10 protein-coding genes and 1 pseudogene are annotated in these 9794 nt (G+C 66.4%); 2 read left to right on the forward strand and 9 right to left on the reverse strand.

What is annotated here, in order from left to right; genetic code table 11:
• Positions 1–120: 120 nt before the first annotated feature.
• Both antB and antA read right to left on the reverse strand, forming a co-directional pair.
• Positions 121–612 carry an anthranilate 1,2-dioxygenase small subunit gene (antB, locus tag LI953_RS12530; protein ID WP_227076429.1) on the reverse strand — a complete coding sequence of 164 codons (492 nt, stop codon included), beginning with the start codon at positions 610–612 and terminating at the stop codon, positions 121–123.
• Entirely contained in the window at positions 609–1985 is a 1377-nt protein-coding gene (gene antA, locus LI953_RS12535; protein WP_227076430.1) for an anthranilate 1,2-dioxygenase large subunit, read from the reverse strand. Before antA ends, antB begins: the two co-directional genes overlap by 4 nt.
• A 181-nt stretch (positions 1986–2166) precedes the next feature.
• Here antA and LI953_RS12540 point away from each other — a divergent pair, with 181 nt between their 5' ends.
• Complete coding sequence (locus tag LI953_RS12540; protein WP_227076431.1) at positions 2167–3156, forward strand: AraC family transcriptional regulator; 990 nt, start codon at positions 2167–2169, stop codon at positions 3154–3156.
• 32 nt (positions 3157–3188) lie between these two features.
• On the opposite strand, the gene LI953_RS12545 is transcribed toward LI953_RS12540, so the two are convergent.
• The 7 genes from LI953_RS12545 to LI953_RS12575 are packed head-to-tail and all read right to left on the reverse strand — an operon-like array spanning position 3189 to position 9582.
• Entirely contained in the window at positions 3189–4742 is a 1554-nt protein-coding gene (locus LI953_RS12545) for a phospholipase C (protein WP_227076432.1), read from the reverse strand.
• Positions 4743–4769: 27 nt separating this feature from the next.
• A complete protein-coding gene (locus tag LI953_RS12550; protein WP_227076433.1) occupies positions 4770–4937 on the reverse strand; it encodes a hypothetical protein in 168 nt (55 codons plus the stop codon).
• Positions 4937–5653, reverse strand: coding sequence for a hypothetical protein (locus LI953_RS12555; protein WP_227076434.1), 717 nt, complete (start codon positions 5651–5653; stop codon positions 4937–4939). The genes LI953_RS12550 and LI953_RS12555 overlap by 1 nt, the downstream gene beginning before the upstream one ends.
• A 3-nt stretch (positions 5654–5656) precedes the next feature.
• Positions 5657–6694 (reverse strand): ABC transporter ATP-binding protein, encoded by a 1038-nt coding sequence (locus LI953_RS12560; protein WP_227076435.1) that lies wholly within the window; start codon positions 6692–6694, stop codon positions 5657–5659.
• On the reverse strand, positions 6691–8244 hold the full coding sequence (locus LI953_RS12565; RefSeq protein WP_227076436.1) for an iron ABC transporter permease: 1554 nt from the start codon (positions 8242–8244) through the stop codon (positions 6691–6693). Before LI953_RS12565 ends, LI953_RS12560 begins: the two co-directional genes overlap by 4 nt.
• Positions 8241–9257 carry an ABC transporter substrate-binding protein gene (locus tag LI953_RS12570; protein WP_227076437.1) on the reverse strand — a complete coding sequence of 339 codons (1017 nt, stop codon included), beginning with the start codon at positions 9255–9257 and terminating at the stop codon, positions 8241–8243. The genes LI953_RS12565 and LI953_RS12570 overlap by 4 nt, the downstream gene beginning before the upstream one ends.
• 40 nt (positions 9258–9297) lie before the next feature.
• A complete protein-coding gene (locus LI953_RS12575; RefSeq protein WP_227076438.1) occupies positions 9298–9582 on the reverse strand; it encodes an energy transducer TonB in 285 nt (94 codons plus the stop codon).
• Between LI953_RS12575 and LI953_RS12580 the strand changes: the two are divergent.
• A pseudogene (locus LI953_RS12580) lies at positions 9581–9794 on the forward strand (hypothetical protein); the annotation flags it as partial. The gene LI953_RS12575 and the pseudogene LI953_RS12580 overlap by 2 nt on opposite strands.

Raw genomic sequence — 9794 nt, forward strand, 5'->3', positions numbered from 1 at the left:
CATCACCGGCCACTGCCTGTCTCTGGGGCTTGATAAGGCCGAGGCCGCCTCCGCCCATGTCTTGGAAGCGCGGATGGAAGCCCTTGAAGGATGGTTGGCGTTTGTTGCGCGCTGGAGGCGTCAGAGATGGTAGAAATCCAACACCGCGTTGATCATATCGTTCAGCAGCAGCGCATGCTTGCGCAAGATCCGCCAGCCCTGCGGCTGCTTGGCCAAAATATAGGTGGCACGCCCAAACATCTGTTCGGCGGTGGCCAGCCGGTAATATAATGTGTGCCAATTCACGGCTGCCTCAACACGATCACCGTCCAGCTCCGTCACCCGCAGATTGTTGAGCAAGTGCAGGGTGCGCGGCATCGGCGTGGAGGCAGCGGATTTGCCAGTGCGGATGCGGAACACACGATCCTCCAATCCGGTGCGGTTCGGATAATAAATGAGCGACATGCCTGTCTTCGGGTCGCGCGTGTATTCATGCTCCGAATCCCATTGCGGCACATGAAACTCCGCCTCCGGGGAGAAATCCTCGAGATAGCCATCCCAATCTTGCGCATCGCAGCGGGCGGCATTGGCGAACAGGAATTGCTCGACCTCGTGATGAATTTGCGTGTTCATGCCATTTGCTCCTGCTTGCCCGCCAGACCGGCGAGCAACTTCTCCCGCCAGGTCGCGTGCTGGTTGACGTAAAGCCCTTCCTGGGTGAACTCACTGCCGGTCAGCACCGGGGCGATGCCGAGCGTTTCGCTGTTGCGGTTGGCGCCGGTGATCCAGCGTTCCGCGCCACGGGAGATATCATTCCAGCGCTCCAGCCGCGCCTGAAACCCACGCTGCGCCTCGCGGAATTCGACGAGATCATCCGGTGTGCCAAGGCCGGATACGTTGAAGAAATCTTCGAACTGGCGGATGCGGCTCTCGCGGTCAGCCGCCGATTCTCCTTTCACGCCGATGCACTGGCTGATGATCTCGGTTTTGTTCCAGGCAATTGGCCGGACGATGCGGAGCTGTGAGCTGATCTGGTCCATGAAGAACAGGCTCGGGTAGAGGTTGAGGTTGCGCAGCCTGTGCATTGCCCACTCGGCGCGGGCCTGGCCATGCTCGGCCACAAGGCGCGGCATCACGCTGGCATAGCCCGGCCGCACGGCGGGATTCGGCATCTCCGAAAACAGCACGGAATGACCGTTCTTGAAGGAGAACCAGCCATCATCCGTGGCGACATCGCCGGCGCCTAGCTTGCTGTAGTCGAGCGTCTGCGCGCTCACTCCACGTTCGATATCCACCTCGCGCCGGCGTTGCACGGTGGCGACATAGTTGAAATGCACAGTGCTGACATGATAGCCGTCCAGCCCGTTTTCGCACTGTAATTTCCAGTTGCCGTCGAAGGTATATGCCGAGCGCCCAGGCAGCACCTCGAGTTCCCCGGTCGGGGATTGCCATACCATCATGTCGAGGAAAATTTTGGCGTCGCCAAGGTAGTCCTCGAGGCTTTCAGTGCCGTCCACATCGAGATTGATGAACACGAAGCCGCGATAGCTGGCGATGCGCGCCTTGCGCAGGCCGCGCGCGGAGAGATCGAACCCCTCGGGATATTCCGAGGGTGCCTTGACCTTCACCAGCCGTCCGTCGGTTTTGTAAGTCCAGGCATGAAACGGGCAGGTGAAGCTGGCTTGGCGGCCCTTGCAGACGCGGGTGAGTGTGGCGCCGCGATGCTGGCAGGCATTGACGAGCGCGTGCAGTTCGCCGCCCGCGCCGCGGGTAACGATCAGCGGCTGCCGCCCGGCGCGCATCGTGATAAAGCTGTTAGGGGCGCTGATCTCGCTCTCATGGCAGGCGTAAATCCACGTTTTCTCAAACAGATGCTCCATCTCGAGCTCAAACAGCTCGGGTTCGGTGAACATCGCCCGCGCCACGCGGTACACGCCGTCCTCCGGCCGGAAATCCACACAGCCGGACACATAATCCTGCCACTCGCTAATTGTTCGTGTCGTCATGGGGGTCAATCTCCGCGCTAAATCCACGCCGATTTGCCCATATCGGTCCCCACATCTCTATCCGGATCTTCCGTAATCCTATCCGGTTTTTCGGTGCCTCTAGGGCTCGTATCCGCCGCCAGATATTCCTGATAGCCAAAGCCTGGGGGAATTCGGTAGAATGGCCCTTGGGGAGCGACAGATGAGCACTGAGGAATTCGCCATCAGCCATCATCACCTGCAGGCGGCGCATCATTGGATGAACCGCGTCTGCGGGCCGCATGAGCTGTTTCAGCGTAGCCGGTCGCCGGTCGCCTTCCGGCATGAGGCCGTGCGCTTTCCGGGCTTTGGCACGGTCATCGGGCGCATCGGCTACGGCACCGCCGTCACCATCGGCGTGCAGCGCGACGCGCCGTTCAAGGTGTTCAGCCTCAGCCTGCCGCAAGCGGGCGAGCAGATCCTGCAATTGCGCGGGGAGCGTCACGTCTCGACGCCGCAGCGCGGTGTCATCATCTCTCCCTCAGCCGAGCAAGCCCTTGAAATGACGGCTCAGTGTGAAAAGCTGCAGGTCGTCATCCCGCAAGCGGCGGTGGCGCGCGTGGCTGAGGAATTGCTGGGGCCGGCGCGGGGGAGGGAGGTCGCTTTGGCCCCCGGCATGGACCTGCGCGACCCGGCGGTTTCCGCCTGGTGGCAGATGATCAACCAGACATTCACCGGATGGGGCCGGACCAGCCCGCTTTGGCACCTGCCGGGCCTGGCGGCAGATTTCGAGCGGACGTTGATCAAGGGGCTGCTGATGGCCCAGCCAGGCAGTTGCGCCGACCGGCTATCCGATACGCTGGGAGGCAGGCTGCCGGCCTCCATGCAGCGGGTTGAGCAATTTCTGGCCCTGCGCCTGCGCGAGACCATCGACCTCGCCCAGCTTGAGGCGGTGGCCGGCGTCTCGCGCCAGAAACTCTACGACACCTTCCACGCCCTGTATGGTTGCACGCCGCTCGGCTACGTCAAACGCCGCCGGCTGGAGGGCGTGAGGCGGGCACTGGAAGCCGGGCTGCGCCCTGGCGAAACGGTGAGCACATTGGCCTTGCATTGGGGCTTCAACCATCTCAGCCGGTTTTCGCGCGATTATGCCGAGGCATTTGGTGAACTGCCCTCGCACACCGCCGCCCGCGCCCGGCATCAGCCAAGTTAGCGCCGGGCGGTGATGCGGCCGCTTGCGTTTATTTAGCCGAAGGCTGGCGCGCGCGGTTTTTGCGCGAAATCCAGCCCATCCAGCATCGCGTAAGCCTTGGCGTCGCGCGGCCCCAGCGGCTGGAAGCCGAAGCGGGCATTGATGAACGCCAGCACTGATGTGGTGTCGCCGAATTTGTGATCGACATAGCCGCGCCGCGCATAGGGGCTGATCAGGAATGCCGGGATGCGCGTGCCGCAGCCATATTCATCTGGCTGCGGCGGCGCCACATGGTCCCAGAAGCCGCCGCCCTCGTCATAGGTGATGATCACAGCCGTGCGGCTCCAGGCGGGGCTGGCGGCAAGCTGGCGCAAGATGTTCATCACCCAGCTTTCGCCCCATTGCGGCGCGGAATCGGCGGGGTGTTCGTCGTTGATCCCGGTCGCCTTGATGAAGCTGACTTGCGGCAGCTTGCCGTTCTGCGCATCGGCCGCGAAATCCTCGGCATCGCGCATATGCCCTGCGCGAACATTGCTGGCCCAGCTTGGGTAATATTGAAACGGATTATGATGTGGCACGTAGAGATTGGCGCTATCGACCACCGCCGAGCCGTCACCCGGCCCGAAGGCGGTCTTCAGCGCCCAGGGCTTCACGCTGTTCCAATTCTCGTTGTACCAGGCCCAGGAAATGCCAGCCTCATTCAGTCTGTCGCCGATCGAGGGATAGGTCTGCTCTTCCGGCGGCGGGGCGATCTTCAGGCTGGCATAGGCCGTTTCGGTCGGCCCCTGCAATGGCGGCAGGTCGTTTATCAATATGCCTTTGCCGTCATAAGGCGGATCGCTCAGCGCCAGGGTCTGCGCGATTTTTAGCTTGTCGGGCGCGGCCTGCCATTGCGCGCTGCGCCCGGCCGCGAGATACAGCGCATTGCCGGTGGAGCCGCCGGACATCGCCTGAAAGAAATTGTCGAACAGCACGTACTCATCAGCCAGCGCGTGATAATGCGGAATATCGGCGCGTTCGTAATATCCCAGCACGGCGCCGGAAGGTTTGGAAAGCTCGAACGCGATCCGCGCCGTATCCGCCGTCAGCAGTTCCGGGGTGGCGGGCGGGGCTTTGGGGTTGTGCATGGCCAGCGCCACGAACTGATCCATCCGGCCCTTGTCCACCTGCGCGAACATGCGGTGGAAATTATGCGAGGGGTCCCAGGGCACATTGGCACTGGCGGGGATATAAGGGTTCAGGGGAAAGGGCTTGTTTTCCAGCGCCGCATTCTGAAAGCCTGGAATGTCGGCGGGCAGGGGCAGGTAATTATAGGCGATGCCTTCCGGGTTTTTCTGCATGTTGGTGAATTTCGGGTCCACCACCCCCGCCGCGTTGAGCAGATTATTCACCGTCCTGCCGCCACGCGGGTTCCGATAGGTCGCGAAATAATGATCGAAGCTGCGGTTTTCCTGAAAGATGACGACGATATGGTCGATCTTCTGCCGCAGCCCTTGCACGTCCGGAGTGGCTTCGGCCGCCCAGGCCGGGGCGCCAAGGCTGAACGCGGCGGCGAGCCCGCCCGTGCTGCGCAGGAAATTCCGGCGGTTTTGTCCGGTCATCGTCATCGCGTTCAGTCTCCTTGGTTCGGCGCGTTAGTGGCGCGCCAGATAAGCGGCGCCGGCGAGCAGGCAGACAGGCAGCGCCAGCCCCGCCAGCATCTGGGCCGGGGAGTGCAACACCGCCACCGCCGTGCCAATGGCCAGCCCGGCCGTGGCCAGGGTGCGCTTGTCGCCGAATAATGTTTTGATGAAGCCTTGCATCAGATCACCTTCACTTCACGGGTCTTGGGAGCATAAAGCCGGACGAGCGCCAGCCCGCCGAGCAGGAAGAACGAGAACAGCGCCAGCAGCGAGGCATCGCCCAGCGGCCAGCGATAGCCGAGCGATTCCAGCACCCAGAAGCTGCCAAAGCTCAGCACCGCCGCGCCGACGGTGAATTTGATCGTGTTTTCCGGCACGCGCGCCAGCGGCTTGCGCAGCATCGCCCCGGCGGCGGCCACCACGGCGAGCGCGGCGAGCGCGGCAATGCTGGCCGCGAGCGTGTGATGCGTCTGCACGCCGAGCGCCACCACGATCAGCCAGACCTCCAACCCTTCGAGCAGCATGCCGTTGAAGGCGATCAGCCAGGCGGCGCGGGTCTCGTGGATCTCCGAGCGCGCGCGCAGGGCGGCGAACTCGGCGTCTTCGTCATGCAGCTTCTTCAGCCCGGCGCCGCGCGCCACCGCCTTGCCCAGCCAGCGCACGCCGAACAGTGTGAGGAAGATGCCGACGACGAGCTGCATGACGGCAAGATCATGGATGCGGGTGAGGATGAAGCTGCCGAGCCCGGTGAGCGCCGCCAGGGCGAGAAGCGCCGTGCCCGCGGCCTCCAGCGCGCGGCGCCAGCCGATGGACAGCGCCACCGCCAGGATAATGGTATAGGCTTCCACCCATTCCACTGTGGCGGTGAGAAAGGTGGCGATGAGTATGGCCGTCATGAATCAATTATCTCCACTATCGTCGAACAGAAAAATCCTTGCCGGATCGATGGCAAGGTGGTGCGCCCCGAGGGGCACGGGCGCGGCGGTGTAGCCGCTCAGGGGCTGTGTCAGCCCTGCAATGCGCCAGCGCACGCAATAGCGCCCCGCCTCGAAGCGCAAATCCATCGCCTCGGCCGGAATGCCTTGCGCCGCCGGGCGGATCGCATCATCGCGCCAGAACAGCCGGGCTCGCGGCCCGCGCAGCCTAGCGCCGGGGTGGGGCAGGGGCTGGCCGCCCAGCAGCACCGCGCCATCGGCCACCGGCACGCTGACGCCGCCATGCGCCCCGGTGAAGCGCGCAATATAGGGCGAGGCGGGCGCTTCCCACAATGCCTGCGGCGTGCCGGCCTGGCGGATCACGCCTTGCTCCAGCACCGCCACTTGGTCGGCGAGTTTCCAGCAATCCTCGGGGTCGTGGCTCACCAGCACGGCGCCCACCCCGGCGGCGCGCAGGCTCTCGCGCAGTTCCTCGCGCAGGCGCTCGCGGGTCTCCAAGTCCAGAGCGGAGAGCGGCTCATCCAGCAGCAGTAGGCTGGGCTTGGCGGCCAAGGCGCGGGCGATGCCAACGCGCTGCTGCTGCCCGCCGGAAAGCTCCGCCGGGCGCCGCTGCGCCATCGCCGCCACGCCCATGCGCTCGAGCAGCGCCAGCGCCACTTCTGCCCGCTTGGGCGTGGCGGCGGGCAGGGCCAGGGCGACGTTCTCCCGGCAGCTCAGATGCGGCCATAGCGCGAAATCCTGGAACACCATGCCAAGGCCCCGGCGCTCGGCGGGGATGAACACGCGCGCGGCATCGTCCACCACCCGGCCGTTGATCTCGACGGTGCCGGTATTGGCGCGGTCCAGCCCGGCGATCATGCGCAGCATCGTGGTTTTGCCGGAGCCGGACTCCCCGGCCAGCACCAGGAACGCGCCGGCGGGCAAGGCGAGGTCGATGCCGTGCAGCACGGGGCGCCCGCCCAGGCGGCGGCTGGCGCCGGTCAAACGCAGGCTATGGCTCATGCCACCCTCCGTTCGGCCGTGCGCGGCGCGCTGGCCAGGCGCAGCGCCATGGTCAGCGCCACGGTCAGACCGGCCATCGCCGCCATGCCCAGCAGCGCGAGCCGCGCCGCCGCGCCATATTGGGCCATCATGTCAGCCGAGACGATGGCGACGCCGAGCGGCATCTCGCCTGGCACATAGAGTAGTTCCGACACGGGCAGCTCGAACATCACCGCCGCCACCACCAGCAGCCAGGCATACAGGCCGGGGCGGGCGAGCAGCGCGGCCTCGATGTCGATCAGCCGGGTCGGCAACGGCAGCGCGAAGATCCGTGCCGCCTCGTCGAGCTTGCCGTCGAACTGGGCGAGGGCGGTGCCGAGCAGCCGCACCGAGGCCGGCAGCGCCCCGGCGGCGTAGGCGATGATGAGCAGCAGCGCGGTGCCGTAAAGCGGCAGCAGATCATTATTGAAGGCGATGACATAGCCCGCCCCCAGCACCAGCCCCGGCACGGCCATGTTGGCGGCCAGCAGCCCCTGCATCCCGGCGGTGAACCAGAGCGAGCGCCCTTGTTGCAGCTTCAGCACCACAATCCCGGCGCCAAGCGCCAGCGTCGCCGCCACCGCGCCGTAGCCGAGCGAGCGTGTCACCGCATCCAGCCCCGCCATGCCGGCGCCCTGGCTACCCGCCGCGACCGCCGCCAGCGCCAGCAGCGGGGCGGCCAGCCCCAGCCCCCAGAGCAGGCTGGCGGCGAGCCCCAGCGCCCAGCGCGCCGCCCCGGCGGGGGCGTGGCGCATGGGCGGACGGGCCTTGCCATGCACCAGCGCCGCTTGGTGGCGCCGTTGCACGGCCATTTGCCCCGCCGCCAGCAGCGCGGCGCTGCCGATCAGCCACCAGCACAGCATCGCCGCGCCGGTGAAATCGGTGGGCGTGGTGTTTAGGCGCCCATAGATGGCGTAGGTCAGGATGGGAATTTTCGCGGTTACGCCGAGCGTGGCGGGGATGCCGAATTCCTGCATCGTTTCGATGGCGGCGATGGTGAAGGCGGCGGCCATGGCCGGCAACGCGAGACGCAGATCGAGCAGGCGCCGCCGCCAGGGGGCGATGCCCAGCACCAGCGCGGCCTCATGCAGGCTGGCGCTGGCGCTGGCGAAGGTGCCGCGCGCCACGAATACCGCGAAGGGCAGGGCCTTGAGCGTGTAGAGGAACACGAGCCCTCCCGGCCCCAGGAACAGCGTGCCGAACCAGCCATTGCGCACCGCCGGGATGGTGAGAATGACCAGCCAGCCGGTGGTGAGCACATAGCCGGGAGTGAGGAAAAGCAGCCACAACCCGAGATCCAGCCCCCGCACGAGGCCGCCCGCGCGGGTTTCCAGCGCCTGCGCGAGCCCCGCGCCGAGCGGCGCCACGATCGCCCCCACCAGCAGCGCGAAACCGGCGGAGTTGATGAAGGCGGGCAGGGCATCCGCCGCGCCGTGGCTGCCGCCCGCGAGGGGCAGGGCCAGCAGCCGCGCCAGCGGATACGCGAACAGGAACGCCAGCAGCGCCAGCGCGAGAAGGCGCAGACTCCTCATGTGCCGGTGATCACCTTGGCGAACCAGGCGTTGATCGTGCTCTCCAGCCCGCCCCACAGCGCCGGGTCGAGTGTCACCGTCTTGGTTTGCGAGAGATCCGGCAGGCCGGGCAGCGGCGCCGGGGCATTGGTGGTGATGGGCCAGTATTCGCCGTCGGCCTCGCCCTGGGTCTGGCGCAGGGTCTGGATATCAGGGCGCATCACGAAGGCCATGAACTTGGCCGCCTCGGCCGCGCGCTTGGCAGGCAGCCCGGTGGCTTCCACCATCACATTCGGCAGCACATAGGCCGGGCTGGGCACGGTGATGCGCAGCCCCGGATGCTGCGCGGCGAAGAATACCGCCGCCGAGGATTGCACGATGGCGAGGCTGACCGCCTGCGCCTGCAGGGCGGAGAGGGTGGCGTCGTTCTTGTCGAACATATGCAGCCCATTGGCTTTCAGCGCCTGCACGAAACCCTGACCCTGCGGCCAGCCGCCCGCGTTGTCGAGCATCCCCGCCAGCATCGGGTAGGTGGGACCCGAGATTGAGGGGTCGTTCATTCCCACCTGCCCCTTGTAGGCGGGTTGGGTCAGATCATCCCAGTTTGCGGGCGGGGTGGGCAAGCGGGTGGGGTCGGAGATGAACACGCCCGCCAGGGTGAAGCCGGTGGGGATATAGGCGCCATCGGGGCTAAGCATGGACTGCCCCGTGGGGGTCAGGCCAGCCGGGGCAGGCAGGTTGCGGGCCAGCAGATGTTGCTGGTCGAGTGCGGCGGCGGCGGTGGCGCCGTCGAACCAGGCGAGGTCCCAATCCGGATGCCCGCCCTGCGCCACGATACGTGCCAGCAGGCTGCCCGTGGCCAGCCGCACGACGCTGACCTTGATGCCCGTCTCCTTGGTGAAGGCGGCGGCCACCGCCGGGCCGTAATCCAGACCGGTATAGAGCACGAGGCCGCGGTCCGGCGTCGGCCACAGCACGATGGCGGCGATCACGGCGATGACGGCGGCAAGGCCGCCGGCGATAAGCTTGCGCATGTCAGTTCACCTTTTCGGGGCGGCCGGGGTTCCCCGGCGCTCAATCCTGGTCGATGCTGGCCGCGGCCATCTGGAAGATGACAACGACGGTGACGGTATAGCTGCGCCCGGCGAAGCCCGGCGGCGGCGGCGGGTAATGGGCGATGCGGGCGGCCTGCATCGCGGCCTCGTCGAGCAGCGGGTAGCCGCTGGAGCGGGCAAGCGAGATGCCGGTGACGGTGCCGTTGGTATAGATGAAATTCACCTCGGGCTGCCCGGCCTCATGCGCCATTTGCGCGGCCTGCGGATACACCTGGTTGGCGACGACCTGCACCGCGTTGCGCATGGCGAGACGGAACTGGTCGACCTCGCCCAGCGAGGGGGCGGGCGGCAGCGGCGGCGCGGGCGGGGTTTGCGGTACTGGCGGCGTGGCCTTGGGCGGCGGCGGAGCCGGGCGCGGCGGCGGCACGCTATGGTGGATCACATGGTGCGGGGCTGGGCGCGGCGGGGGCGGCACCGGCTTTGGCGCTGTCTCTTATACACATCTGACGCTGCCGA

The organism is Acidocella sp. KAb 2-4, assembly GCF_020567705.1.
Taxonomy (GTDB): domain Bacteria; phylum Pseudomonadota; class Alphaproteobacteria; order Acetobacterales; family Acetobacteraceae; genus Acidocella.

Bases quoted from the DNA above. Each gene is read 5' to 3' on its own strand.
- LI953_RS12565 (WP_227076436.1), bottom strand. From the start codon at position 8,244: ATGAGGAGTCTGCGCCTTCTCGCGCTGGCGCTGCTGGCGTTCCTGTTC.
- LI953_RS12550 (WP_227076433.1), bottom strand. From the start codon at position 4,937: ATGCAAGGCTTCATCAAAACATTATTCGGCGACAAGCGCACCCTGGCC.
- antB (WP_227076429.1), bottom strand. From the start codon at position 612: ATGAACACGCAAATTCATCACGAGGTCGAGCAATTCCTGTTCGCCAAT.
- LI953_RS12555 (WP_227076434.1), bottom strand. From the start codon at position 5,653: ATGACGGCCATACTCATCGCCACCTTTCTCACCGCCACAGTGGAATGG.
- antA (WP_227076430.1), bottom strand. From the start codon at position 1,985: ATGACGACACGAACAATTAGCGAGTGGCAGGATTATGTGTCCGGCTGT.
- LI953_RS12575 (WP_227076438.1), bottom strand. From the start codon at position 9,582: ATGCGCAACGCGGTGCAGGTCGTCGCCAACCAGGTGTATCCGCAGGCC.
- LI953_RS12545 (WP_227076432.1), bottom strand. From the start codon at position 4,742: ATGACGATGACCGGACAAAACCGCCGGAATTTCCTGCGCAGCACGGGC.
- LI953_RS12540 (WP_227076431.1), top strand. From the start codon at position 2,167: ATGAGCACTGAGGAATTCGCCATCAGCCATCATCACCTGCAGGCGGCG.
- LI953_RS12560 (WP_227076435.1), bottom strand. From the start codon at position 6,694: ATGAGCCATAGCCTGCGTTTGACCGGCGCCAGCCGCCGCCTGGGCGGG.
- LI953_RS12570 (WP_227076437.1), bottom strand. From the start codon at position 9,257: ATGCGCAAGCTTATCGCCGGCGGCCTTGCCGCCGTCATCGCCGTGATC.